Origin of the sequence: Clostridium sp. DSM 17811, from assembly GCF_018861905.1 — a bacterium.
GTDB lineage: Bacteria > Bacillota > Clostridia > Clostridiales > Clostridiaceae > Clostridium_AD > Clostridium_AD frigoriphilum.
The window spans coordinates 16,895-43,684 of the sequence record NZ_JAHLDU010000002.1 but is presented as its reverse complement, the minus strand read 5'-3'; the positions used below and the strand labels follow the sequence as shown (position 1 = coordinate 43,684).

At 31.3% G+C, this 26,790-nt stretch carries 21 protein-coding genes and 1 riboswitch; of the genes, 1 reads left to right on the top strand and 20 read right to left on the bottom strand.

Going from position 1 to position 26,790, the window contains the following annotated elements; all coding sequences use genetic code 11:
- Nucleotides 1-132: 132 nt before the first annotated feature.
- From KPL44_RS02830 to pdxS, 14 genes are all read right to left on the bottom strand, one after another.
- Nucleotides 133-1,518 carry a sigma-54 interaction domain-containing protein gene (locus KPL44_RS02830; protein WP_216247199.1) on the bottom strand — a complete coding sequence of 462 codons (1,386 nt, stop codon included), beginning with the start codon at nt 1,516-1,518 and terminating at the stop codon, nt 133-135.
- Nucleotides 1,519-1,773: 255 nt separating this feature from the next.
- Nucleotides 1,774-2,826 (bottom strand): aldose epimerase family protein, encoded by a 1,053-nt coding sequence (locus KPL44_RS02825; RefSeq protein ID WP_216247196.1) that lies wholly within the window; start codon nt 2,824-2,826, stop codon nt 1,774-1,776.
- A 131-nt stretch (nt 2,827-2,957) separates the two neighbouring features.
- Nucleotides 2,958-4,136, bottom strand: coding sequence for an ROK family transcriptional regulator (locus KPL44_RS02820; protein WP_216247194.1), 1,179 nt, complete (start codon nt 4,134-4,136; stop codon nt 2,958-2,960).
- Nucleotides 4,137-4,153: 17 nt separating this feature from the next.
- Nucleotides 4,154-5,665 (bottom strand): xylulokinase, encoded by a 1,512-nt coding sequence (gene xylB, locus KPL44_RS02815; protein ID WP_216247192.1) that lies wholly within the window; start codon nt 5,663-5,665, stop codon nt 4,154-4,156.
- Nucleotides 5,666-5,815: 150 nt separating this feature from the next.
- Nucleotides 5,816-7,603, bottom strand: coding sequence for a cache domain-containing sensor histidine kinase (locus tag KPL44_RS02810; protein WP_216247191.1), 1,788 nt, complete (start codon nt 7,601-7,603; stop codon nt 5,816-5,818).
- Between the two features lie 185 nt (nt 7,604-7,788).
- Nucleotides 7,789-8,805, bottom strand: a complete 1,017-nt coding sequence (yjfF, locus tag KPL44_RS02805) for a galactofuranose ABC transporter, permease protein YjfF (protein WP_216247188.1) — start codon at nt 8,803-8,805, stop codon at nt 7,789-7,791.
- Entirely contained in the window at nt 8,802-9,839 is a 1,038-nt protein-coding gene (locus KPL44_RS02800) for an ABC transporter permease (RefSeq protein ID WP_216247186.1), read from the bottom strand. Before KPL44_RS02800 ends, yjfF begins: the two co-directional genes overlap by 4 nt.
- A 5-nt stretch (nt 9,840-9,844) precedes the next feature.
- Nucleotides 9,845-11,362 (bottom strand): sugar ABC transporter ATP-binding protein, encoded by a 1,518-nt coding sequence (locus KPL44_RS02795; protein ID WP_216247184.1) that lies wholly within the window; start codon nt 11,360-11,362, stop codon nt 9,845-9,847.
- A 101-nt stretch (nt 11,363-11,463) separates the two neighbouring features.
- Nucleotides 11,464-12,471 (bottom strand): ABC transporter substrate-binding protein, encoded by a 1,008-nt coding sequence (locus KPL44_RS02790; protein ID WP_216247183.1) that lies wholly within the window; start codon nt 12,469-12,471, stop codon nt 11,464-11,466.
- Between the two features lie 140 nt (nt 12,472-12,611).
- Nucleotides 12,612-14,468 (bottom strand): substrate-binding domain-containing protein, encoded by a 1,857-nt coding sequence (locus KPL44_RS02785; protein ID WP_253201597.1) that lies wholly within the window; start codon nt 14,466-14,468, stop codon nt 12,612-12,614.
- A complete protein-coding gene (locus KPL44_RS02780; RefSeq protein ID WP_216247181.1) occupies nt 14,469-15,674 on the bottom strand; it encodes a response regulator transcription factor in 1,206 nt (401 codons plus the stop codon).
- Nucleotides 15,675-15,857: 183 nt separating this feature from the next.
- Nucleotides 15,858-17,042, bottom strand: a complete 1,185-nt coding sequence (locus tag KPL44_RS02775; protein WP_216247179.1) for an MFS transporter — start codon at nt 17,040-17,042, stop codon at nt 15,858-15,860.
- A gap of 252 nt (nt 17,043-17,294) precedes the next feature.
- Nucleotides 17,295-17,861 (bottom strand): pyridoxal 5'-phosphate synthase glutaminase subunit PdxT, encoded by a 567-nt coding sequence (gene pdxT / locus KPL44_RS02770; protein WP_216247177.1) that lies wholly within the window; start codon nt 17,859-17,861, stop codon nt 17,295-17,297.
- Nucleotides 17,862-17,863: 2 nt separating this feature from the next.
- The gene (gene pdxS / locus KPL44_RS02765) at nt 17,864-18,733 is read right to left on the bottom strand and encodes a pyridoxal 5'-phosphate synthase lyase subunit PdxS (protein ID WP_216247175.1); all 870 of its coding nucleotides are present in this window, start codon (nt 18,731-18,733) and stop codon (nt 17,864-17,866) included.
- A 157-nt stretch (nt 18,734-18,890) separates the two neighbouring features.
- A riboswitch (TPP riboswitch) is annotated at nt 18,891-18,997 on the top strand.
- 72 nt (nt 18,998-19,069) lie between these two features.
- On the opposite strand from pdxS, the gene thiC reads away from it, so the two are divergent.
- Complete coding sequence (thiC, locus tag KPL44_RS02760; RefSeq protein ID WP_216247174.1) at nt 19,070-20,383, top strand: phosphomethylpyrimidine synthase ThiC; 1,314 nt, start codon at nt 19,070-19,072, stop codon at nt 20,381-20,383.
- A 66-nt stretch (nt 20,384-20,449) separates the two neighbouring features.
- Here the strand turns inward: thiC and asrC are convergent, their stop codons facing one another.
- The 6 genes from asrC to hcp all read right to left on the bottom strand — a co-directional run bounded on the left by asrC (nt 20,450) and on the right by hcp (nt 26,719).
- Nucleotides 20,450-21,397: a sulfite reductase subunit C gene (gene asrC / locus KPL44_RS02755; RefSeq protein WP_216247171.1), complete on the bottom strand. Its 948-nt coding sequence runs from the start codon at nt 21,395-21,397 to the stop codon at nt 20,450-20,452.
- 13 nt (nt 21,398-21,410) lie between these two features.
- Nucleotides 21,411-22,202, bottom strand: a complete 792-nt coding sequence (gene asrB / locus KPL44_RS02750; RefSeq protein WP_216247170.1) for an anaerobic sulfite reductase subunit AsrB — start codon at nt 22,200-22,202, stop codon at nt 21,411-21,413.
- Nucleotides 22,203-23,210: an anaerobic sulfite reductase subunit AsrA gene (gene asrA, locus KPL44_RS02745; RefSeq protein ID WP_216247168.1), complete on the bottom strand. Its 1,008-nt coding sequence runs from the start codon at nt 23,208-23,210 to the stop codon at nt 22,203-22,205.
- Between the two features lie 146 nt (nt 23,211-23,356).
- On the bottom strand, nt 23,357-24,043 hold the full coding sequence (locus tag KPL44_RS02740; protein WP_216247166.1) for a Crp/Fnr family transcriptional regulator: 687 nt from the start codon (nt 24,041-24,043) through the stop codon (nt 23,357-23,359).
- A gap of 145 nt (nt 24,044-24,188) precedes the next feature.
- Nucleotides 24,189-24,956 (bottom strand): formate/nitrite transporter family protein, encoded by a 768-nt coding sequence (locus tag KPL44_RS02735; RefSeq protein ID WP_216247164.1) that lies wholly within the window; start codon nt 24,954-24,956, stop codon nt 24,189-24,191.
- A 116-nt stretch (nt 24,957-25,072) separates the two neighbouring features.
- Nucleotides 25,073-26,719 (bottom strand): hydroxylamine reductase, encoded by a 1,647-nt coding sequence (hcp, locus tag KPL44_RS02730; RefSeq protein WP_216247162.1) that lies wholly within the window; start codon nt 26,717-26,719, stop codon nt 25,073-25,075.
- Nucleotides 26,720-26,790 lie beyond the last annotated feature (71 nt).

The following is a 26,790-nucleotide window of genomic DNA, read 5'->3' as shown; positions in this document are numbered from 1 at the left end:
ATATTCTGCATGTTTTATTATAATAAAAAGTTTCAACTAATAATTCCCAGTAGATTCAGTGTCTTCTAAAGTTAACTATACATGCAAAATGTTTTGCATGTATAGCAAATAATCTTGCTTATTTTAATAAGCTTATATTATTTTATGTATCTTTATTTTATATTGAAGATTTTGTCTTGAAATACTAAGTTCTCTAGCTGCTTTACTAACATTATAATTATTCCTTTTTAATATTTTTTCTATTATTTCTTTTTCAATGTTACTCATATAACATTCTAAATTAAATTTTCCATCTAAATTTGATAAAACATCGCAAGGATTTTGGTTACTTTCATATACAACTCTAGAATCAAAATAATTTTCTGTTAAAATCGAATTATTGTCTGCCATATTCATTGCAGCTTCAATAACATTTGTTAATTCACGAATATTTCCTGGCCAACTATATTCTTTAAGTTTTCTCAGCATATTATCATCTATACCTTTTATATTTTTACCTAAGATTTTATTATATTTTTCAATTAATTTTTCTACAAATAAAATAATATCATCTTTTCTTTCTCTTAACGGAGGAATATCTATTCTCAGCACACTTAACCTATAATAAAAATCCTTTCTTAATTTACCACTTTCTATAAGTTTTTGTGGTTCTTCATTTAACGTGGCTATTATTCTTACATCAATGTATATACTTTTAGTGCTTCCAATAGGCCTTATATAACCGTCTTGAAGTACTCTTAGAAGTTTAGATTGAAGATACGGTTCTAGCGAATTAACTTCATCTAACAAAATGGTTCCATGATTTGCTTCTTCAAACAATCCTTTTTTATTCTCAGCTCCTGTAAAACTTCCCTTTTCCGTACCAAAAAGCATTCCTTCTAACAATAGGGCAGGAATAGCTGCACAATTTATAGGAATAAACGGCTTATCTTTCCTTAAACCACAATAATGAATACTTTGAGAAAAAACTTCTTTTCCTGAACCAGTTTCAGCATATAATAGTACAGATGAACTTGACATACTAGCCTTTTTAGCCTTTTCTATAATACTTTTCATAACAGAATTATCACTATAAATATCACTAAAAGTATAATGTCTATCCATATTTTTATCTAAATTTTGTAATTTACAAATGTTTTCCGTTAACTCTTTTAACTGAGTCATATCTTTAGCTATTTCAATCACTGCTATAACCTTATTTTCTAAAGTTACTGGAATAGTAGTATTTATGGTAGTCACTTTTTTCTTATATCCATTACCATAATGTTGTATTAAATCTACTATTTTTTCACCAGACTTTAATACGTTCATAAGTGTAGACTCATCCTCTTTTACATCCTCTAGATACTCATTAACCTTTTTACCTATTACCTCTATAGGTTCTACACCTTCTACTTTTCCCATAACACTATTGTAATATATAGTTCTGCCTTCACAATCTATTACATGAATTCCTTCCTCCAAATTTTCTAATAAACAGCCCAATATCTTCTCAGCATTTGGAAATTCATTATCCATTTTTTAGATTTAGTGAGCATTGTATTATAAGTATACAAACACACTAAATACTCACTTCCTTTCTATATTCCGTATATATCATGTTAAAGCTTTCATTTATAATAGATATTTATTTAATTTATCTTGAATTTTACATGTAAAGCATATCATACAAATTATAGAAATGCTACATTACATTGGAATTTATACAAAAAAGTAAAAAGTGAATTTCACCCTTTCATATAGGGTGAAATTCACTTTCAATAAAAAATACTCTTACCTTACTGAAAATTTGTATATTGTTTTATGATTATAATTTTGTTTTGCTTTAAGTATTGGTGAATCAAAATTCTTAGTATTAATAGCATTAGGAAAATATTGTGTTTCAAGGCATAAAGCATCTCTTTTATTATATGTTGCGCCACCTTTTCCTAGCTCTACTCCTGTAAGAAAGTTTGCTGTATAAAACTGTACTCCTGGTTTAGTTGTATAAACTTCCATAACACGCCCACTTTTTTCATCATAAACTTCGGCTGCCTTTTCAAGTTTTTTACCAGTAGTATTAATTATATAGTTATGATCATAACCATTACCAAACACAATTTGTTCATAACTGCTTGATATATTCTCCCCCACATATGTTAACTCTCTAAAATCCATTGGAGTATCCTTTACATCGGCTATTTCGCCCGTAGGTATAGCATTTTTATTATTTTTTGTAAATTTATCAGCATTAATCATAACCTTATGTTTTAAAATATCGCCTGAGCCCTGACCTGATAGATTAAAATAAGAATGATTAGTAAGATTTACTATCGTATCTTTATCAGAGATAGCATTATACTCTATTTTTAATTCATTATCTTCAGAAACCGTAAACTTAACAGATACATTAAGATTTCCTGGATATCCTTCCTCGCCGTCAACGCTAAGGTAAGATAATTCTATACTATCACTCGTATCTTTTGATCCGAGTTTTTCTTCCCACACTTTTTTATCAAAGCCAACTATTCCACCATGTATATGATTTTCGCCTTCATTTTTAGCTACATTATACTTAGTTCCATTGATTTCAAAACTTGCAGTTCCTATTCTATTAGCAACTCTCCCAATTGTTGCTCCAAAGAAATAGTTGTACTTTCTATACTCTTCTAATGTATCGTAGCCTAAAACTACATCATCAAACTTGCCATTACTTCCTTTAACATTTAATGATACCAATGTTCCTCCATAATTACTAACCTGCGCAACCATACCCTTGGAGTTTTTTATAGTGAAAAGATATACTTCCTTTCCATCTATTATTCCAAAATTTCTTTTTATACTCATAACCCACTCTTCCCTTCTTAGATATTATATGTCCATCAAATAACTTTTCATATTTGTTTGTATAAAACAATTTATTTTATTATATACCATATAATTGTTATACAGAATATAAAGTTACATAAGTGTAGTATTTATATTATTTTTTTACTCGTAAAAAATATTTCTTGCATAGTCATTAACGAAGCACCCAATATAGATGCGTTTTCTTTTAATTTTGAAAATGATAATCGGCATTCTCCTTTAGTGTAAAAACTGTTTTCTTCAAAAACCTTTTCCATTAAAAGTTCTTTAAAATACTCTTCATAGTAGGCAATTTTCCCTCCTATTATAATTTCCTCAGGGTCCGTTATTAAAATGATATTTTTAATTCCCTCTGCAAGATAATCGATATAACTATAAAGAATTTCTTTTGCTTTTTCATCCGTTTTAGTGAGTCTAAAAAATTCTTTTAAATTTTTATCCTCTACATTAAATTCCTCGTTATACTTGTTTATTAATACTTTTTCAGAAGCATATAGTTCAAAGCATCCTTTTTTGCCACAATTACATTGTTTTCCATCTTTTACTATAGTCATATGACCAAACTCACCAGCACGCTTATTATTTCCCTTGTAAAGATTATCATTTATCATTACTCCTGCACCTATTCCCTCTGTTATAGATACAAAAACTAAATTTTTTATAACTTTATCAGGATTCAAAAATGTTTCAGCATAAGCTGCTGCATTTGCTTCATTCTCTATAAAAAATTTATAATCATATAGTTTTTCATATTTTTTAAAATCTATATTATTTAATTTTAGATTTGGTGCATTTACCAAAAGTAGTTCCTCTTCATTCACAGTACCCGGAAGCGAAAAACCTACACCAATTATCTTATCCTTCGGTATATTAAAACTATTAACTAATTCATCCACACATTCTTTAATTTTATCCATTATTATATCTATACTTTCAATGTCTTCTGATAATTTAAATTCTTCTTCTTTAATTATCTGGAGATTAAGGTTAATTAATGCGATTCTTATTTTACTAGGAGTTATACAAACTCCAAATGAGTATCTAGCATTCGGTAAAAATCTTACAATAATCGGCTTTCTTCCCCCTGTAGATTCAGCTACTCCTGCCTCATCCAAGTATCCTTCTTCTATAAGTTCATTTACATTACTAATTACTGTTGGGATGCTTATATGAAGTTCTTTTGCTATTTCTTGTTTTGTAATCTGACTTTTTTTATATAAAAGATGTATTATATTTTTCTTGTTTATTTGTTTAATAGTTTCTTGATCTAAAATCTTAAACTTTTTCAAAAAATCACCCATCCTAACTAGTCTTCCTTAGAATCTAACTCGCTTAGTTCTTTAAATTTATCTTTTAAGCAGCCATAAAGTGAAGCATAAACCTTATATGTCTTATCATATTTATCAACATCTTTTTCTATTGGCATTATAGTATCTGTTATCTTGATTAATGAATTACAAGCATCATCAACGTTATCATAAAGTCCACAACCTACTGCAGCCAAAATTGCTGCTCCATATGCAGGCCCTTCCTTAGAATTTATTGAACTAACTTTTAAATTAAATACACTTGCTAATATTTGCTTCCAAAGCGTACTTTTTGAACCACCACCGCTTACTCTTACTTCTTTTACTTCTACGCCCATACTCTTTAAAATTTCTAAAGAATCCCGAAGACCAAAACATACTCCTTCAAGAATAGAACGTGTCATATCACCTCTGGTATGAGTTATATTTAAACCTATGAATGCCCCTTTTGCATCAGGATCACTATAAGGCGTCCTCTCTCCCATAAGATATGGTAGATAAATTAAGCCTTTAGAACCTGCAACTGAATTTTCAGCTTCTGCAAGTAAGACTTCAAAAGAATTCTCCATTGTATCTAAATTTATATTATCATTCCACCACTGCAAACATGATGCTGCTGAAAGCATAACTCCCATTTGATGATATCTACCATTTGCATGACAAAATGAATGCAATCTATTCTTACTATCTACTGAAAACTTTTTGTCACAAGCAAATACCACACCAGAAGTACCAAGAGCTACAGAAACTACACCACTATCAACGGTCCCTGTTCCAACAGCACCTGCTGCTTGATCTCCAGCACCTGCAACCACTAGTGTTTCCGTAGAAAGGCCAGTAACATTTGCAGCCTCAATACATACTCTTCCAGTAACCTTATAGGATTCAAATACTTTAGGTAAAACTTCTTCATCTATTTCTAAAATATTCAACATTTCCTTAGACCATTTTCTATTCTTAACATCAAACATTAAAGTTCCTGATGCATCAGACACATCTGTTGCAAACAACCCTGTAAGTTTAAATCTTATGTAGTCTTTTGGCAACATCATCTTATATATTTTATTATATATATCTGGTTTATGTTTTTTAACCCATAATACCTTAGGTGCAGTAAAACCGGTTAATGCCATATTAGCTGTATATTTAGAAAGTTTATCCTGACCTATAACATTATTTAAATAATCACATTCTTCTTGTGTTCTTTGATCACACCATAAAATTGCAGGCATTAATACCTTATTCTCTTTATCTAAAAGCACTAAACCATGCATTTGTCCGCTAAATCCTATTCCTTTTATTTCATCTGATTTTAAACCACTTAGCTTAATAATCTCCTTAATACCTTCTTTTGTACCTTCCCACCAATCATCTGGATTTTGCTCTGCCCACCCTATATGTGGGTAACTTATTTCAAAATTTTTAGTAGTAGTATTCACTACCTTGCCACTCTCATCCATAATTATAATTTTTACTGAAGAAGTACCTAAGTCAATCCCTAAAAAATACATATTTATCCCCCCAAGAGTTTAATTTATATCTCTATTTTATATCTCTATTGTAATCGTTTTACTAAACTTTTTCAAGTGGTTTTAAAAAGATTTCAGAAAATAAAAATGGAATATAGACTCAAATATAAAAATTGTATTGTCATATATCAATTAATTCTTTATAATTGGATGCCACAATACAACTGTAGTACTTTCTCCATAAGTACTATGATATTCCAATCCAAACTCTTCACCATATGTCAATTTTATTTTTTCATTTACATTGAAAATACCATATCCAATTACATCGTTTGAGGTTGTTTTACCTTTTAACATTTCATTTATCTTCATTAATTTTTCATCCGCTATGCCTATACCATTATCCTGAATTATAAAACAAATTTTTTCATTTTTAATCATGCCACTTATTTTAATATGACCGCTACCTCTTTTTTCCTTAATACCATGATAAATTGCATTTTCTACAATTGGCTGTAATATTAATTTTATTACACTTAAATTTAATATTTCCTTCTGCATGTTAATTTCGTAATTAAGCTTATCCTCATACCTAATTTTTTGAATTAATAAATAACTTTCCACATGTTTAATTTCTTGAGATATTTTAATGTTCTCCTCCCCAGCACTTAATCCAATTCTTAAAAGATTAGTTAAATTATAAGTTATATCAACTATATCTTGTGCATCATGTTCTTGCGCCATCCATTGAATTGTATCTAACGTGTTATATATAAAGTGTGGTTTTATTTGAGCATGTAATATACTTATTTCAGCTTTTCTCTTCTTTTTACCTTCCGTTTCTACTAACATAATTAAATTTTTGATTTCTCTAACCATATTATTAAATGCATTTCCAAGTTCACCGATCTCATCATCGTATTTACTATTAAAAAACACATTGAAATTTCCTTCTTCAGTCTTTTTCATAAGCCTCTTAAGTTTTGAAATAGGCCTTACTATAGACTTTGTAAAAAATGTTGCCAATATTTCCGCAATGATCAAAGTAATTATAGCAATTATTATAGAGTAATATACTAAAGAATCTATGACCCTTAGACTTTCATTTAGAGGAAATACTTCAACAGTTTTCCACCCTGTATAGGTTGAGTTCCCATGAATTATTTTATAATCATTTTCCTTAATTCTCTTAATTAAGATTTCACCGCTTGAGTTATCAGTCCACTCACTTTTTATTCTATATACTATTTTATTAACTGGTGAATATACTATTTCACCATTATTATCTACAATGTATACAAATCCATTTTTTGCAGGTTTAGCATGTTCTATTACACTTTTTATAATATCTAGTTTCATGTCTATGAGAATTACTCCAATACATTTACCTGTTTTCTTATCAACTACGGCCTTTGACATCGATACCACATCATCAGCACTGTATTGAAAAACATTATTAATATTTCTACCTACAGGTTTACTAAAAAGATGCATAGTAATGGGGTTTTTCGATGCATCCACGTACCATTTTTCTTTTGTAAGTGCATCTCTTGAAATCCTGCCCATAACATCACTTACAAATGTATCATCTTGTTTAACTATCATTATCCCTGCTATCTCTGAATGAAATGTAGTGAAACTATTTATAGCCTTAGATGTTTCCTCCACCCGAATACTCTCAATATCTTTTTTGATTATACTACTGTTAGTATTGTTGCCCAGAAAGCTTAGAATTCTTGGATCCTCAGATAAATAATTAATTATATTTTCTGTATCTTTTATATAAAAATCAATATTATTACTTATTTGACTTACCATTTGCCTTATATTTTCATTTTGTTGATTAGTAATTGAATTTTTATATAACAAATTCCCCAAAATCGAAATCGTAACTATCGGTATTAAAATTACTAGGGAGAAATAAAAAGACAATTTATATTTTATACTTCTATCAAGGAAATTTTTCATAAATTTATTCATTTTCTCTCCTCCTATTAGTTTCATTACCATCATAACCAAAAATTACAGTTTATACAATAATTACATAGATAGCAATTTTTGAATTAAAATCATTCTGTGTTAACCCTACCTTACTCTTAAGACGCGACATGAAAAAGAAGTATCTAAAAATAAATTTTAAATACTTCTTTTGGTATTAATCACATCTAAACTTTTAATGCTATTGCTACTGTCTTTTTCTTTTCGTTACTTATTACAATTACCCTTTGAAGAACAATAAAGATAAATAACAGTAATCCAACTACAATTTTTGTCCACCATGAGTTCAAGGTTCCATCGAACATGATTAAACTTTGAATAATTCCAGTAGTTAGCACACCAAACATTGGCCCTATTGGGTATCCAGATCCTCCTGTTAATAGTATGCCCCCTATTACACAAGCTGCTATGGCATCCATTTCAGTCCCATTACAATGTAGCCCATAACCTGAAAGCGTATATATTGTGAATAACAATCCTCCTAATGAAGAGCAAAATCCAGATAGGGTGTATACCAAAATTTTAGTTTTTGCAACTGGAAGTCCCATAAGCATTGCAGAATTTTCACTTCCACCAATTGCATAAACAGTCCTACCAAATTTTGTATATTTAAGTATATATGCTGCTACTGCTACTGTAAGTAAACCTATTATTACATTAATAGAGATAAACGCTCCTGGTAAAACAGGTATTCTAAAAGCAGCAATCTTAGTAAAAACTGGATTAGTTATAGTTATCGTATCTATACTAATAAGGTAGCTTGAACCTCTAGCAAAAAACATACCTGCTAGTGTTACAATCCAAGGATGAAGTTTGAATTTTTGAATTAAATATCCTTGAACTGTACCAAAAACAGCACCTATTACCAGAACAAAAATCATAACAATAAATGGATTCACACCTTTTCTTAGTAGGTCTGCACAGATCATACTTGTGAAAGCGATCATAGCACCCACAGAAAGATCAATTCCACCTGTGAGTATTGCGAATGTTTCTCCAATGGATATAACAATTAAATACGCATTATCAATAAATAGATTTGATAATACCTGTGCTGAGAAAAAACCATCATATAACACAGAACCAGTTAAAAACATAATTATGAATAGAGTTATAGTAGCATAAATAGAAATATACGCAGGGTTTAACTTAAAGTTTTCTTTTCTAATCTTAACTTGTTTCATATTCTTTCCACCTTCTTTGCTTTCAGATTATTTTTACTATGAAACAATCTTCCGTTAAACATTTTCCTAAACTCTGTAGTTTGAATTAAGCACACCACAATTACGACAACAGCCTTTACAACTAAGGTAACTTCTGGTGGTACTCCCATACTATAAATTGTAGTTGTTAATGTTTGGATAAATAATGCACCTATAACAGTTCCACCTATATAAAACCTTCCCCCTGCCATCGAGGTTCCTCCAATAACTGTTGCAAGAATAGCATCCAATTCAAGCCACAACCCTGCATTGTTTGCATCTGCACATTTTATATTTGAACATATAATAATTCCAGCAATTCCAGACAAAATACCGCAAATTACATATAGAGAAAAGATGACTCTTTTAGAATTAATACCTGCAAATTTGCTGGCACTGTTATTCACTCCTATAGATTCAACAAATAATCCAAGAGCAGTCTTTCGCATTAAATAAAATACAATCCCTACAACTAAAACTGTTATATATACTGCAAAAGGTATAACCCAATAACCAGTACCTATAAAAATAAAAGTTTTATTTGTAAATGTTAATATTTGTCCACCTGTTACTAACTGTGCGATACCTCTACCAACTATATACAAAATCAAAGTAGCGACCATGGGTTGTACTCCTATGTACGCTACTAGCATTCCATTCCACATACCGCAAATAAGTCCAACAAATATACCCGCAAGTATAGCAAGAGGTACATTACCACTCATAACAATAACAGATGCTGAAATAGAAGCACTAATAGCGATGATAGATCCCACAGAAATATCTATCCCTTGCGTGGCAATAACAATGGTCATTCCAATGGATATAAGAATAAGTGGAGCTGCATGGTTAATTATGTCAATTAGATTTCCATATAAATGACCATCCCTAATATTAATGCTTACGAAGCCAGGTCTAATTACAAAATTTAAAAATATTAATACAATTAAAGATGCTACTGGCCAAAAGATCTGCATTGCATAAAACTTTTTAAATATATCTTTAATTTTGTGCATTGTTTTTACCCTCTCCCTGCAATTGCTTGCATAATATTCTCTTCTTGTATATCTTCTCCAATTAATTCTTTAATGATTTTTCTATCTCTGAGCACAAGCACTCTATCACAACTTCTTACTATTTCCTGAAGTTCTGAGGAAATAAATAAAATAGTTACCCCCTCACTCGCAAGTCTCGCAATAAGTTTTTCAATTTCATATTTTGCACCTACATCTATGCCTCTTGTAGGTTCATCCAAAATCAAAAGCTGGGGATCTGTAGCAAGCCACCTTGCTAATATTACTTTTTGCTGATTTCCACCACTTAAATTATCAATTCTTTGTTCCATACTAGGTGTTTTAATAGATAATAAATCTATATACTTTTTAGCTATTTCCTGCTGCTTTTTAATTGACAAATATTTAATTATCCCACGTCTAGACTGAATAGCTAGTATTATGTTTTCCCTAATAGTTAATTGTCCAACAATACCTTCTACCTTTCTATCTTCAGGGCAGAAACCAAAACCATCTAAAATTGCTTTTTTAGGATAAATATAAGAGTATTTCTTTTTTTTAATCTCAATGGTACCATGATCTGATTTATCTATACCAAAAATCAGCCTTGCAATTTCGCTTCTCCCTGATCCTAGAAGGCCAGCTAGTCCAAGCACTTCTCCTTTTCTAATATCTATATCAAAGGGTTCAATTGTACCCTTTTTCCCAAATTGATGTGTTTCGATTAATTTCTCTCCACTAAGTTTTCTAGTAGTGTTTTTAAAAGTGCTATTTAACTTTTCTACTTCACCAATATCTTTTCCAATCATCTTAGAAATCAAATCAATACGAGTAAGATTTTTAGCCTCATAAGTTCCAACAAATTCTCCATTTCGAAGTACTGTAATTCTATCTGAGATTTCATAAACTTGATCTAGGAAATGAGTTACAAATAAGATTGACATTCCTTCTGATTTCAATTTTTTCATTACAACAAACAATTGTTTTGCTTCATTTGCATCTAAACTTGATGTTGGTTCATCTAATATCAATATACCCCTTGAAATATCCACCGCACGTGCAATTGCAACCATTTGTTGTATAGCAACAGAATAAGTAGATAATGTTTTTTTGACATCAATTTTTAAATTCAATCTTTCCTCTAATAGTTTTGTAGCATTTTTATTCATCTCATTCCAATTAATACTCTTATTCTTCATAGGTTCACGGCCAATATAAATATTTTCAGCTACAGTAAGATTGAAACACAAATTAACTTCTTGATACACTGTACTTATGCCATGTTCTTGTGCATCCCTAGTAGAAGAAATAAAAATTTCTTCTCCATTTAATGTTATTTTCCCTTTATCTATTTTATACACACCAGTAAGTACTTTTATTAGTGTTGACTTTCCTGCTCCATTTTCTCCCATAAGAGTATGGATTTCACCTTTTGCAAGTTGAAAATTTACAGATGATAAAGCGTTTACACCAGGAAATGTCTTACATATATTTTCCATTTTCAAAACTACATTGTTATCTTCCATCCTTTTTTTCCCTCCTTTTAAAATGGATATAGAAAGATCTATTTATAATATAAGAGCAGGATACTGTATAACATTCCTGCTCTTATATTAAAATTTACAAATTAATATTTTCTGTTTGGTAACTCTGCGGTAGCTTGAGCTGCGGTGAATACACCTTCTTTTGATTTAACCCATCTATCTATTGGTTTACCTGCTAAAATTAATTTTGCAGTATCTAACAATTGTGGTCCAAGTAGCGGATTACACTCAACAGTTGCATTTGCTTTTCCATCTACCATAAATTGAAAGTATTCTTTAATACCATCTACTGCTACTACAAATATATCTTTTCCAGGTTTCTTTCCAGCTTCTTCAATGGCCTGAATTGCTCCTATAGCCATATCATCATTATGTGAAAATAAAACATTGATATTATTTCCATCTGATTTCATGAAAGCTTCCATGACTTCTTTACCCTTTGCACGTGTGAAATCACCAGTTTGTGATTTTACGATCTTATAATTCGGGCAATCTGCAATACCTTCCTTAAACCCTTTTTGACGTCCAACCATAGCACTTGATCCAACAGTTCCTTGGATTTCAGCTATATTTAATTTTGCTGCTTTCCCAAACTTGTCTACTAATATTTTTGCCACTTTTTTTCCTTCTGCTTCCATGTCTGATCCTAAGAATCCAGCATATAGAGATTGATCTGAAACCTTTACACCTCTATCTACTATAATTACTGGTATCTTTGCATCTTTTGCTTCTTTTAATACTGTGTCCCAACCATTTTCAACAACTGGATCTAAAGCAATAATATCAACTTTTTGTGCTATAAAAGATCTAATAGCTTTTATTTGATTTTCTTGTTTTTGTTGCCCATCTGAGAATTTTAATTCAAATGTTGGATCTAAAGTTGGAATCGTTTTTATTGAAGCAGTTTCTGCTGTTCTCCAGCCACTTTCCGCACCAACCTGAGCAAATCCAATAACTTTTTTCTTCGAGGTATCAGTTGCAGTTGGCGTCGCTTTCGCCCCATCAGTTTTAGCCTTCGTACCACATCCAGCAAACATTGTAGTCACTAGAATAGCTGCAGATAAAAATGCAATAATTTTTTTGTTTTTCATTAATAAACCCCCCTCTAATAATACATTGTATCGTTTACAATCATTATATATCTATCTTATATTACTGTATTTGTACTAATCAGCTATTTTTTACACTATTTGGAACAAAAAAAATATAACTCTGCATTTGCAGAGCTATTTTAATATTTTCTATTCTTAAATTCTTTTGCTGAATTTATTTTTGTAAAGACATCCTCAGCATTTACTATTTTCAATGGAACTTCCTCGCCGCTCATTATTTTCTGAGCAGTTTTCATTAATTGAGGGCCGAGTAGTGGGTTGCACTCTACAGTACTGTACATTTCTCCTTTTTTTATAGAAAGTAATGCTTGCTTAGTAGCATCTATTCCAATAACAATAATGTCTTTTCCTGGAACAAGTCCAGCATCTTTTATAGCCTCAATAGCACCAAGCGCCATATCATCATTAAGAGCGAATACCATATTTATTTTTTGATTATTTGAGTTAAGGAATTTTTTCATTACTTCCTTTCCCTCATCAAAATTAAAGTTTCCAGTACCTTCTGCTACTATTTTATAATTATGGTGGTCTTTAATTACTTCATTAAACCCCAATTCTCTTTCAATTTCAGGAGCTGAACCTATATTTCCTTTAAGTTCGAAGATATTTGCTTCTTTATCCTTAAAGTGTTCTATTAATAGTCTTGCAGCACGTCGTCCCTCCTCCTGAAAATCTGAACCAATATTACAAGTCCAGAGCGAATCATCTGAGTCAACACTTCTATCACATAAAATCACCGGAATACCTGCATTTTTTGCCTCAAATAAAACATCATCCCACCCAGTCTTCACAAAAGGTGAAAATGCAATTATATCCACTCTCTTTTTTATTAGTTCTCTAATTAATTGTTTCTGATCCTTTTGGGTATAACCTTCTTCTCTAAAATCTAAATTAATACTGGCATCATTTGCTGCATTTTTAATTGATTTTGCATTTGCATCTCTCCATCTACTCTCTGACATCAATTGAGCATACCCAAGCACTATGTTTTTATTATCCACTAGATTTTTTGATTTATTATTTAAATATTGATTTACGTTTCCAACAGTAATTTTATCACTCCTTAATATTATTTTTTTTGGTATATCACTCCTTTTATTTAAAATATCCATTGCGTAATTTACAGCTTCGCTTCCACCAGTTTTACAAGTAAAAGTACCACTTAGAATTCCTTTAGAAACCAAATCTAATCCACTATTTTCCCCAGTAAGACCATCTACCCCAATAATTTTTATGTTTTTAAGCCCTAATTTGTAAACAGCTTTATAAGCCCCTAATGCCATATAGTCATTATGTGCAAAAATAACATTTACGTCTTTATCTGCTTGTAAAGCCTGCGTAACTTTATCTTCCGCTTCATCTCTTTGCCAATTACAAACTATGGTGTTAGATATTTCAATATTTTTATGATCTTTGAGAACCGATCTAAAGCCATTACTCCTCGATATAACAGGTGAAGAATCTAATACACCCTGAACCTCGATAACTTTACCTTTACCTTGTCCAATTAAATTTATAACAAAATCCCCTGCTTGGGTACCTATTTTTTCATTATCTGGTCCAATATATAATGAATAATCATAGCCTTCAACAGCTCTATCAAGAACTATTACTGGAATTGATTTATATACTTGTCTCACTAATGGTGTTAACTTATTTGAATCATTTATAGATACAATTAATAAATCCACACCATCATCTACAAGTTCATTTATATCTTTTTTTTGTTTATCTGTATCTCCTCCAGCATCTTTATACACAATTTTTATATTTTTATATTTTTTTGCTGCCTCTATTATTTCCTCATTCATAGAAATTCTCCAAGGCTCTGTCAAATTTGCTTGAGACATCCCAATAACAAACTCCACGCCTCCAGATTTTTTTATGCAAATTGATTTGACAATAATTACCGAACTAACAATAATAAGGACTAACACAAATAAATATATACTTTTTTCTTTAATTTGTTTAATCAATCACATACTCCTCCCCCTGTATTCTGTTGGGGCAAACCCCATAACCTTCTTAAATGCCTTGCAAAAGTAATGTTGGTTACTATATCCTACAGCTTCAGCAATTTCATAAATCTTATATTTAGGATCATCCATCATACAAATAGATTTATTAATTCTATACTTTGTAAGATAATCAATAAAAGAAAGTCCCGCTTCTTTTTTTAATAATTTGCTTAAATAAGAAGAACTTAAATTAAATTTCTCTGCTACATCGCCTAAGCTTAGATCGTTTACATTGTAATTAGTATCTATATATCTAGTAGCTAAAAGTACTATAGGTTTATAAGCAGCTATTTTACTTATACTAGCAATAATCTCATTATACGTATTTTTCACCCCAGAGATACCACTTTGACTCCTTTTTTGTTCTATAATTACAGTAAAGTGCAAATAATAATATATTTTGTTTTCAATTTCATTTGCTATGTTTAACCACTCGTAAGTATTCATAACATTACTAATTATAACAATGTTATTATCTTCATCAGTATATGTTATTTCTGGATTAACTTTCCTCATTAACTCAATTGTAACATTAGTTAACGCAAAATTTAATAGTTCTCTATCCCAGTTTTTTGAATATACCTCATGGTTTAACCTCTCTATTACTTTAATTACTACAACTTCTATGTCAACATCGAAATTATATTTGAAAAATTTTAACTCATTTAATATTTCCACATATTCATAACTTCCATTTAACCAATTATTTAAAAAAGCTTCTTTTAACATATCAAAATTTTCGTCTAATCTTCTGTCCGCCCAATCTAAATATACTTTTTTCTCTTCATTCTTTCTTATTTCTTGTATTGCTTTATTTACTGTATCTATAAGCACTTCTTTTGGAACTGGTTTTAAAAGATAATCAAATGTTTTAAGCTTCAGTGCCTCATGCATATACTCAAATTCATCATATCCTGTTATTATTATAATAATACAATTTTGGTCCTTTTCATTCAATTTTCTAATAAGTTCCAAACCATTTAAAAATGGCATACATATGTCTAAAAAGATTATATCAGGTTTTAATCTTTCTGTTTGAATTAATGCTATTTCACCATCTTCAGCCTCACCAACCACTTCAATATTAAATTCATTCCAATTTAAGGCATTTCTTAACCCCTTCCGAATCCTTGGTTCATCATCAGCAATTAAAAGTTTATACATAACCTTCACACTCCAGTAATTTTATAAGGTTTCTTACATATAATATACTACTAAATTTTGCCAGTGTAAATTTATTTATCTACTCTCGTTAAAGGATTTAAATTTAAATAGTTTAAAATATTATGACCTCTAGGCTGCTATGATGCAACTTAGAGGCCATAATTATTCACATATTATATTACTTTATACAATATCATTTTTATTTACCACACTTAAAACCACACAAATTATCATTAAAACAATAGCAAATACTATGGCGCTCATTCCTGCAAAAATTCCAAAGGAATCAGATAACGCACCAGTTATAATTGGCATTATAATAGCTCCAATACCACCAATCATAAGAAGCACCCCCATTGACATGGGATAAGCTTTAATGGTGTTACCAATACTCGAAACTGTTGTTGGATATATTCCTGCCATAGAAAACCCGAGTCCCATTATCGCTATGGTAATAATAGTTAAGTCTCGGGAAGACAGCAATAACAAATAAAAAGCAACTGTTCCGATACTTGTTGTTAAAAGCAATTTTTTCTTAGAAACCTTATCTCCTATATATGCACAAGTTAGTCTACCTGCAAGAATAACTACCCATAATAACGAAGCAAGCATTTGTGCATATTTTATAGTCATTATACTTGAATCAATAAAATATTTAACTAACCAACCATTAATAGTCGCTTCTGCACACAAATAAAAAAATAAAATTCCAGCACTAATCCAAAAAAACTTACTTTTCAAAAATTCATATGATATTATTACTTTTTCTTTTTTCTTTGCAGCATCATCTATTTCCATCCTTGAAAAAAGTAAGATAGAAATAATTGCGAGAACAATAATAACTATCGCAGCTATTTTCCAGCCAATGTCACCAGCCATATTTGTACATACTATAACCAAGAATGGAGCAATTAGCGCCCCAACAGCAAATACACTATGTAAAAAATTTAGAGCTGCTGAACTACTGTTTGACACTTCATTTACAACAGTGTTATTAAAATTAGAAATACTCCCACGACTTAACCCTGTAAATAAAAAACCTAACACCAATAAAACTGGGTTACCAGTTAAAATCATAATTAGAAATCCCATAATAACAAAACAACACAAAAACATTATTGATTTTTTTCTGCCTAAATAAAGTGGCAATATACCTGCAATAAACCCAGATATCAAGTTACCTACTTGATGCGCAGAGAGTAATACCCCACTCATTGTATTATTTAGTCCATATTCCGTACTGATTATTGGTAAGAACGAGCCTAATATCATACTATATAGACCGTTAACTGCAAAAACAAAAAAACAGCAATTTAAAATATATCGATTCTTTTTGTCCAAACTCGAGTAAAATGATTTCGTTTTCATATAAATAAAATCCTCCTGATTTTGCATACTGCTTAAATTCCTCTTATTATAATATATTCTATACAAAACATAAACTTCCTTCTTTATAATCAATAACAAAAAATAACCATCCCATACATAACCATTTTCAAACAAGTTTGAAAATAAAGATGTATGGGATTAATGTCACATTTAAATGCACCTATTTTAACATACTTGAAATCGACTGCAACTTTTAAGAATATTATTTATCCAAAACCTTAATATATAATTTTATCTACACATATTTATGAAATATTTATGAACCTCTAAATTATTTGTAAGTTCCGGATGGAAAGCTGTAACAAACATATTATTTTGTTTCGCTGCTACAATTTTATCATCAACTGTGCATACTATTTTAACGTTACTTGTCACCTCTGTAATTACTGGTCCACGAATAAAAACTAGTGGCAAAGGCCCACTTGAAATCTCACTTACTATCACATCCCTTTTAAAACTATTAACTTGGCTTCCATAGGCATTTCTTTTTACTTTTATATCCATAACTTTAAGATGTCCATCTATTTCACCCTCAATAACTTTAGCAAGTAAAATCATACCAGCACAAGTTCCCCATACCGGTAATCCTGAAAGTATTTTATTCCTTAGAGGTATAAACATTTTTGTCTCTCTTAAAAGTTTTCCAATTGTTGTACTCTCACCACCAGGAAGTATTATTCCATTTATCCCTTCCATATCTTCAAGTTTCTTAATCTCCACCCCAACGTGACCAAGTTTCGTAATATGATTTATATGCTCGATAACACCTCCTTGAAGTGATAAAACACCTATTTTCAACTTTACCAACCTCTTCGTGCAAACTTCTCTTTAATTTCACTTATCTCTAGGCCACTCATTGCTTCCCCAAGATTTTCTGAAACTTTTGCAACAACTTTTGGATCATTATAATATGTAGTTGCAAGTACTATTGCTTTTGCCCTAGCTTCCGGATTTTCTGCTTTAAAAATTCCTGAACCTACAAAAACACCTTCTGCTCCAAGTTGCATCATGAGTGCTGCATCAGCTGGGGTTGCTATTCCGCCTGCTGCAAAATTTACTACTGGAAGTTTACCATTTTTCCATACATATTCTATTAAATTAATAGGTGCCCCAAACTCTTTAGCAATTGTCATTAGTTCTTCTTTGGGTGCATTTTTAACTTTGCGAATTTCATCCATTATACATCTCATGTGTCTAACAGCTTCTACCACATTTCCTGTGCCGGCTTCACCTTTTGTCCTTATCATTGCGGCACCTTCTCCAATTCTTCTTAGTGCCTCACCTAAATTCCTTGCTCCACAAACATAAGGAACCTTGAAATCCCACTTATTTATATGATACTGCTCATCTGCTGGAGTCAAAACTTCGCTCTCATCTATAAAATCCACCCCTATTTCTTGAAGAATTTGCGCTTCAACAAAATGGCCTATTCTGCCCTTAGCCATTACTGGAATGGTTACCGCAGCCTTTATTTCTTTAATCATTTTAGGGTCAGACATTCTAGCTACTCCACCTTCTTTTCTAATATCTGAAGGCACTCTTTCTAATGCCATTACCGCGCAGGCCCCTGCATTCTCTGCTATTATTGCCTGCTCAACATTCACTACATCCATGATTACTCCGCCCTTTAACATCTGAGCCAAGTTCTTATTTATTTCATATCTTTCCATAATAAACCTCCACGTAAATTATTTATTAGGGCGAGTATATCATATGTTTACATGGTTTGAATAGTGTATCCATACAATTTTTAAGTTGAATGAAAAATAAAAAGGACTTTACAAATGGTTCTTTTACTAATATACTTAAGGCAAATAATAACTAAATAAATTAAACAAGGGGAGCTCGCACCAAGAGCTGAGAAAGAGATATTATCGCTGACCCTCATAACCTGATTTGGGTAATTCCAACGTAGGGAGTTTATTACAATGTTTTTTGTTGCAAGCTCTTTATGAGCTTGCTTTTTTTTATTTCAAAAATAATACAACTGTAAGGGAGACTATAAAATGATGTATACAACTCAAATGGATGCTGCAAAAAAAGGTATTATAACTAAAGAGATGAAGATAGTTGCAAGAAAAGAAAATATGCCAGAAGAGGTTTTAAGAGAAAAAATATCAAGAGGCGTAGTCGCAATTCCCTCTAATAGAAATCATAAAATACTAAGCCCTGAGGGAGTTGGGGAAGGTTTAAAAACAAAAATCAATGTAAACCTAGGTATCTCAAAAGATTGCTGTGATATTGATGAAGAAATGAAAAAGGTACAGTTATCAATAGATATGAAAGCTGAAGCTGTTATGGATTTAAGCTCCTTTGGTAAAACTGAAGAATTTAGAAAAAGACTTATTTCAGATTCAACTGCTATGATAGGGACTGTTCCAATTTATGATGCCTTAGGTTTTTACGATAAAGAATTACAGGATATTACTTCAAAAGAATTAATAGATGTTGTAGAAAAACATGCAAAAGATGGAGTTGACTTTGTAACAATACACGCTGGTTTAAACACAGCTACTGCAAATGTATTTAAAAGAAACAAGAGAATAACTCATATTGTGTCTCGTGGAGGATCACTCCTATATGCTTGGATGGAATTAAACCATAAAGAAAATCCTTTTTATGAACATTTTGATGAAATATTAGAAATATGTCAAAAATATGATTTAACTTTAAGCCTTGGTGATGCATGTAGACCCGGCTGCATTAATGATGCAACTGATGCTTGTCAGATTCATGAATTAATGGTACTTGGCGAATTAACCCTGAGAGCTTGGGAAAAAAATGTACAAGTTATAATAGAAGGACCAGGTCATATGGCAATAAATGAAATCGAGGCAAATGTATTACTTGCTAAAAAATTATGTCATGGTGCACCTTTTTATATTTTAGGACCCCTAGTTACAGATATTGCACCAGGATATGACCATATTACAAGTGCCATAGGAGGTGCTTTAGCTGCAAGCTGTGGAGCTGATTTCCTTTGTTATGTAACTCCAGCAGAGCATCTAAGACTTCCGAATGTCGATGATGTACGTGAAGGAATTATTGCATGTAAAATTGCGGCTCATGCTGGTGATATAGGCAAAAAAATTCCAGGTAGCCGCGACTGGGACAATGAAATGAGTACAGCTAGGCAAGCTCTTAATTGGACGAGAATGTTTGAACTTGCAATAGATCCAGAAAAAGCCATAAGATATAGAAAAGAATCAATGCCAGAGAATGCTGACAGTTGCACAATGTGTGGTAAAATGTGTTCTGCAAGAACTATGAATAAGATAATGCAAGGTAAAGATCTTAATATATTAAGAGACGATTCATAAATTTTTATAACTTTATGTTAAATAGAATAAAGAGTATGCAGAAAGCTTTTCTGCATACTCTTTTTATTACCAATTGATAAACTCTTCAACCTTAGCTTTTTCTTCCAGATTAACACCTTTTAAAACCCATTCCTTAAACACTGGATATCCTGTTCTATCAACAATGTACCCTATATGCTCTTTTCCTCCAGGGGCATCTATATCCATATATTTTTCAATATATGAATAAGTATTTTTTATAATTTTAATAATACTTTCCGCGTCTACCCAAGTTATAAAATCCTGAGCAAGTCTAGGTTTTTTCTTTCCTGTTCTACCCATTATAACAAGTTTGTAATATTTTTTTATACTTCTACTCCATGCTGATGTTGGACATTTTCCTATACATTCCCCACATCCAATACATTTATCATGATCACGAACTACTTTAAAATTCTCCATTTTAAGTGCTCCAGTAACTCTTCTTTTGCAGTTATTAACGCAAGATTTGCAGCTTATGCACCTATAAAATTCATACTGAGGCTCCGTCATTCCTATAATTCCAAAATCTTGCATTCTTGCCTTTATACAATCATTAGGACATCCTGTTAATGCTACCTTTACATGATAATCATTAGGAAATATTTCTTTTTCAATCCTTTTCGCAAATTCCGTAGTATTATAATTTGCAAAAGGACAGACATTTGCTCCAACGCATGCTGAAACATTTCTAGTACCTGAAGCTTGGTATCCAGTATTAGGTGATATCTGATTTATTTCAAGACCTTCAATTACAGGTTGAACCATTTTGTTAACCTCTGATAGCTTATCCATATCAATACCTGGCAATTCAAAACCTTGCCTTGTAGTTATATGAAGAGTTCCATCTCCGTAAATCTGCGCTACCTTTTGCAAAATTTCTAAATGTTTTGCTTCAATCTGCCCTCCTGGAACCCTAATTCTTATAGCAGTTTTACCTCTTGTTTTAGTTATTCTAAATGCATTCTTTTTAAGTAATTTAGTATTTATATCCATTATTTTTCCTCCCCTAATCTACTAGATGTACTGCATCCAAATAATTAAAAACAGGCCCCTCTAAACATATATACGTATCATCAATTTTGCAATGACCACATTTTCCAACTCCACAACACATCTTGCGTTCATAAGATACCCATATATTTTTTTCTTTTACCCCTTTCTTTATAAATCCAGCAACCGTAAATTTAAGCATCATTGGGGGTCCTACTACAATGACTTGTACTTCATTCATATTGTCAACTGGGATATCTTTTATATACTTAGTTATAAGTCCCACATCTCCAGTGTAATCATCCTCTGCACTGTCCACAGTTAAAGTTACACTAATAGTCTCCTCCCACTTTTTAAAATTATCTTTAAATAAAATGTCATCTGGAGACTTAAATCCTGCCATTACATTAAAGTCCTTACACTCTTTTGGATGTTTTGCAAAATAATCCACTATTCCTTTTACAGGTGCCAGTCCAGTTCCACCTGCAGCTACAATAATTTCTTTACCTTTATATATATCCACATCAAAACCATTCCCGTACGGGCCTCTAAGATACAATGTTCCACCTACAAAAAAACTATGAATTACATCTGTAACCACACCTACACGTCTTATTGTAAGGTCTACATAACCATCACCGATTTCACTAACAGATATAGGTGACTCACCAAACTTTGGTATGGACACTTCGAAGAATTGACCTGGTTTTACGTCGCCTTGGAACTCCATTCTAAAAGTATAATCTGTTTCTGTATGCTTCTTTATGTTAAGTATCTTAGATTTAAAAGGCATATATATGTTTTCCATTTACTCCACCTCATTCATAGCTTCATTTAGTTTATTAACGCAACACGCGAAAGATATATACTCAGGACATATATCATCACATCTTCCACAGCCTATACACATATGATATCCGGCTCTCTTTTTAAAATCATATACCTTATGCATAACTTTAAATCTCATCCTATCTTTTTTATCTTTTCTGAAACCATGCCCACCTGCCATATCACTAAATCCGTCTACATGACAAGATGACCATATTCGCCTTCTTTCTCCTACATTCTTATTGTCTTTTGAAAAAACATCTTGCATAGTAAAACACGTACAAGTACCACAGACAAAATTACACCTTCCACATGCAATACATCTATTTGAGTACTCATCCCACATTTTTGATTTGAAAATCCTTTGATCTAAATTTTTAGGTATAGTAACCTTTATTTCATTAAACAAAACAAATTCAGGTTCTACCTCTACAGATTCAAGTTCATCTATTTTAAAATAATTCATTAATTCTTCAGATTTACAATCTATAAAGACTTCATCATCGTTAATTTTAGTATACATATCATACTCTTCTGTGCTATTTGATCCCATGCTAACACAAAAACAGTTTTCAAAACTTTCACTACAACCCATAAGAACAAATTTAACTTTGTCCTTTAAATTTTTATAATAATAGTCCTCATTTCCATTTCTTAAAAAAACTTCATCGAGCCGCTTCATGGCATGAATATCACAACTTCTTAAGAAGATTAATATTTTCTTTTCATCACATTTTGGCTCTATGCAATTATCTTCCGTAAAATAAAATAATGTTTGAGTAATAGGAATTACTATTTCCTTAGGAGAAAAACTAGATTTTGCATCGAACTCTATTTCCCTTATGCTCTTTATTTCTTCATACCTAATAGTATCTGTATCTGCAAAAGTTCCTTTTCCCGTAAGTTTTACCGGTGCATATACTTTATATTCCTGCCTCAATGTTTCAAGCTGCTCATCAAATTTCTTTATATTTAACTTAAAACCCATAAATGTAATCCCTCCATTATAATAAATTTTATTTTTTATTAATTATTGTTAATTAATTAACTTTGCTAATTAGCTCACTATAAAATAAAATTCATAACTTCTACACTCATTATATTTTAAACATTAAAAAAAGTATGTGATTTTCATCACACACTTTTAAAGTAACCACTTAACTTTTCTCTATCAACTATGAATTTTCTATGTTCTATCTTAACCATTCCCATGTTTTCTAGCTCTTTTACGGCCCTTGAAATAGTTTCCCTGGAGCTCCCTAACATATCTGCCAAGTAGGTTATACTTATTTTAATATCTATTAAAACACCTTTGGGAGTTTCTAAGCCATAATCTTTAGACAATTTCCAAAGCTTTGCAGCTACCCTTTTATCCATTTTGGTAGGAACAGTGTTTTTAATCTGCCTATACAATCTTCTTATTTTCTTGCTCATAGAGTATAATATAACCTCTGTAAGCTTAAAATCTTGCTGCATAATATTTAATAGATCTCCTTTTGATATGCTTATAATCTCACTGTCTTCAAACGCTTCACAGCTAATCGAACTTGTATAATTATCAAAATTCACTTCATTTACAATCTCACCTTTATTCAGGATATAAATAACCCTCTTTTGGCCTTTTTCTGATAATCTGTACATTGATACCTTTCCTTCTAGCACTATATATATGTTATTTAAACGTTCTCTTTCTCCAAACAACATTTGTGATTTCTTAAAATTTTTTAGTACAACTTTTTCTCTTATTAAATCTAAAGTTTTATCCTCAATACATTCTAGCAAAGGAAGGTCTCTTAATTGCCTAATAGTTACTTGTGGCATTTTAATTTCTCCTTATGATCTCAGTATATTTATAAATATATATATATCATTTTACTAATCGCTCTCCATTATACTATGATTACTGCAAATTGGATATAAACAAAATAAAAGCACCCTATTAGGATGCCTTGAATTTTGTAATATATTATTTCTCTTTTGATATAAACCAATAGGCTGCTCCAATAAACACTGCTCCACCTACAAAATTACCTAACGTAACCCAAATTAAGTTGTGTGCTAGTCCCCCTATTGAAATTGCCGCAGTGTGAGGAATCATTAGGGCCGTTGTAAGTAATGTCATATTTGCAATACTATGTTCAAACCCTGTAGTTATAAATGCAAATAAGCACCAAAAAATCATTATAAGTTTAGCTGTTTCTTCCTTTAATTTAATAGAACACCAAACTGCTAAACAGACTAGCATATTACAAAGTAATCCTTTTAAAAATAATTCTATACTTGGTGCTGCCATTTTCATTTGTGATGTTTTTAGAATAAATGCTGCTGTACTTCCTTTTGCAAGTCCCGCACCTACAAACATTGCCGCTAGTGCTACTGACCCCGCAAAGTTTCCTATAAAACTGTATATCCAAACATTTGTTGAGTCAAACCACGAAACTTTCTTTTCTAAAGATCCTATTGTCATAGTCATATTATTTCCTGTAAAAAGTTCAGAGCCAGCCATTATTACAAGACTTAATGCAATCCCAAATGAAGCTCCCATCATAATTTTTGTTGCTGGAGACGTTGCTTGTGATAATAATCCACCAATAGTAAATATTAATAAAATTCCAAATCCCACATATATACCAGCCAAGACCGAAGAAGTGAGGTACCTCATTTTGCTCCTCTTTAATAATTCAGACTTTTTTATCGCCGATGCTGATACTTTGTTAATTTCTTCACTAAACATAATAAATCATCTCCTTAATAAAATATAGCCATACTATATCATTATAAAAAATGAAAGTATGTGACTAATATCACATACTTTCTAAATTTATTATTAATTTTTTATATCTTAGGATTTTATCCAAGTATTTTTGCTAAATCGTCCTCTGGCGTACTTATTGCTCTAAGGTCAAATGTATCAATTAAAAATTGTAATACATTTGGGCTTAAGAACGCTGGAAGTGTTGGTCCAAGGTATATTCCTTTTACTCCAAGCGACAATAATGCTAGTAAATCAGCTACAGCTTTCTGTTCATACCAAGTTATAATGAATGAAAGTGGTAAATCATTAATGGTGCACTCAAATGCATCGGCTAGCGCGTTAGCTATTATAACTGCAGAATATGCATCGTTACATTGACCAACATCAAGCAATCTTGGAAGTCCTGCTACTTCACCGAACTCTAATTTATTAAAACGATATTTTCCACAGGCTAAAGTAAGAATGATACAGTCTTTTGGGACTTGCTTTGCAAATTCAGTATAATAATTTCTTCCTGGTCTTGCACCATCACATCCACCGATTAAGAAGAAGCGTCTAATCTTCCCTTCTTTAACTGCACTTACAATCTCTCCTGCATGACTCAAAGTTGCTTTATGTCCAAATCCTACTGTAATTTCCTTAACTTCCTCATCTTTTTCAAAACCACCAAGTTCCAAAGCTTTATTTATTATTTCTGAAAAATCCTTATATCCCTTCTCATCATTAGATATATGTTTTAATCCTTCCCATCCTACAACACTTGTAGAATAAATTCTATCTTTATAAGAATCTCTTGGTTTCATTAAGCAGTTTGTTGTCATTAAAATACAACCTGGTATACCATCAAACTCCTTTTGTTGATTTTGCCATGCTCCTCCAAAGTTACCTACTAAATGTTTAAATTTATTAAGCTTTGGATATCCATGAGAAGGTAACATTTCACCATGAGTATAAACATTTATCCCCTTGCCTTCTGTTTGTTCAAGTAACATTTCAAGGTCTCTTAAGTCATGGCCAGAAACTATTATAAATGGTCCTTTCTTTATATTTACATTTACTCTTGTAGGTGTTGGAGAATTGTATTTCTCATTATTAGCCTTATCTAATACCTCCATAACCTTAACACTCATCTCGCCAGTTTTAACTAAGTAAGCAATAAGATCTTTTAAATTTAAACTATCATCAGTAAGTACCGCTAAAGCTATAAAATAAAAATTATCCACCTCATCACTTTGATATTTAATAAATCTAGCTTGATGTGCATATGCCGCGATCCCTTTTAATCCGTATTTTATAGTTTCACGAACGGAGCGAATATCAGCATCTAAATTCTCATCATACATAACTCCCGCTTTTTTGGCATCCTCAAGAATTTGTTCTTTTGTATCACTTAAATTATATAGAGCCTCTTCGCTCTTTACCTCTTCTCCTAATGTTTTTTTTCTAATCTCTTCTTTATTTTTTTGTGATCTTCTGAGCATATCCATATGAGACTCAGGGTCAAAATTTACATTCGTTAATGTCATGAATAATGAATTCTCAACAAATGAGACCAATGATTTATCAATTTTTTCACCTTTAGCTAAAAGTTTGCTAGCGTAACAGCTTATTCCTTTTAACTGATATATTAGCAGATCTTGCATTGCCGCAATCTCTGGTGTTTTACCACATACCCCTACTTTTGTACAACCTTTTCCACCGAAAGTTTGCTCACATTGAAAACAAAACATTTTTCCTTGCATATGTACGCCTCCTAATTAGTTGAAATAACCTTTTACTATTTTGCACATTTTTTACGTGAATATACCAAAAA

What these genes read in the sequence shown, in the direction of transcription:
- xylB (WP_216247192.1), bottom strand. Translation starts at nt 5,665, where the DNA reads ATGTATTTTTTAGGGATTGACTTAGGTACTTCTTCAGTAAAAATTATA.
- KPL44_RS02740 (WP_216247166.1), bottom strand. Translation starts at nt 24,043, where the DNA reads ATGCCACAAGTAACTATTAGGCAATTAAGAGACCTTCCTTTGCTAGAA.
- asrC (WP_216247171.1), bottom strand. Translation starts at nt 21,397, where the DNA reads ATGGATATAAATACTAAATTACTTAAAAAGAATGCATTTAGAATAACT.
- KPL44_RS02800 (WP_216247186.1), bottom strand. Translation starts at nt 9,839, where the DNA reads ATGCACAAAATTAAAGATATATTTAAAAAGTTTTATGCAATGCAGATC.
- KPL44_RS02775 (WP_216247179.1), bottom strand. Translation starts at nt 17,042, where the DNA reads ATGAAAACGAAATCATTTTACTCGAGTTTGGACAAAAAGAATCGATAT.
- KPL44_RS02790 (WP_216247183.1), bottom strand. Translation starts at nt 12,471, where the DNA reads ATGAAAAACAAAAAAATTATTGCATTTTTATCTGCAGCTATTCTAGTG.
- KPL44_RS02735 (WP_216247164.1), bottom strand. Translation starts at nt 24,956, where the DNA reads ATGTTTAGTGAAGAAATTAACAAAGTATCAGCATCGGCGATAAAAAAG.
- pdxS (WP_216247175.1), bottom strand. Translation starts at nt 18,733, where the DNA reads ATGGAAAGATATGAAATAAATAAGAACTTGGCTCAGATGTTAAAGGGC.
- KPL44_RS02830 (WP_216247199.1), bottom strand. Translation starts at nt 1,518, where the DNA reads ATGGATAATGAATTTCCAAATGCTGAGAAGATATTGGGCTGTTTATTA.
- hcp (WP_216247162.1), bottom strand. Translation starts at nt 26,719, where the DNA reads ATGCAAGGAAAAATGTTTTGTTTTCAATGTGAGCAAACTTTCGGTGGA.
- KPL44_RS02780 (WP_216247181.1), bottom strand. Translation starts at nt 15,674, where the DNA reads ATGTATAAACTTTTAATTGCTGATGATGAACCAAGGATTCGGAAGGGG.
- KPL44_RS02795 (WP_216247184.1), bottom strand. Translation starts at nt 11,362, where the DNA reads ATGGAAGATAACAATGTAGTTTTGAAAATGGAAAATATATGTAAGACA.
- asrB (WP_216247170.1), bottom strand. Translation starts at nt 22,202, where the DNA reads ATGGAAAACATATATATGCCTTTTAAATCTAAGATACTTAACATAAAG.
- KPL44_RS02810 (WP_216247191.1), bottom strand. Translation starts at nt 7,603, where the DNA reads ATGAATAAATTTATGAAAAATTTCCTTGATAGAAGTATAAAATATAAA.
- asrA (WP_216247168.1), bottom strand. Translation starts at nt 23,210, where the DNA reads ATGGGTTTTAAGTTAAATATAAAGAAATTTGATGAGCAGCTTGAAACA.
- yjfF (WP_216247188.1), bottom strand. Translation starts at nt 8,805, where the DNA reads ATGAAACAAGTTAAGATTAGAAAAGAAAACTTTAAGTTAAACCCTGCG.
- thiC (WP_216247174.1), top strand. Translation starts at nt 19,070, where the DNA reads ATGATGTATACAACTCAAATGGATGCTGCAAAAAAAGGTATTATAACT.
- KPL44_RS02825 (WP_216247196.1), bottom strand. Translation starts at nt 2,826, where the DNA reads ATGAGTATAAAAAGAAATTTTGGAATAATAGATGGAAAGGAAGTATAT.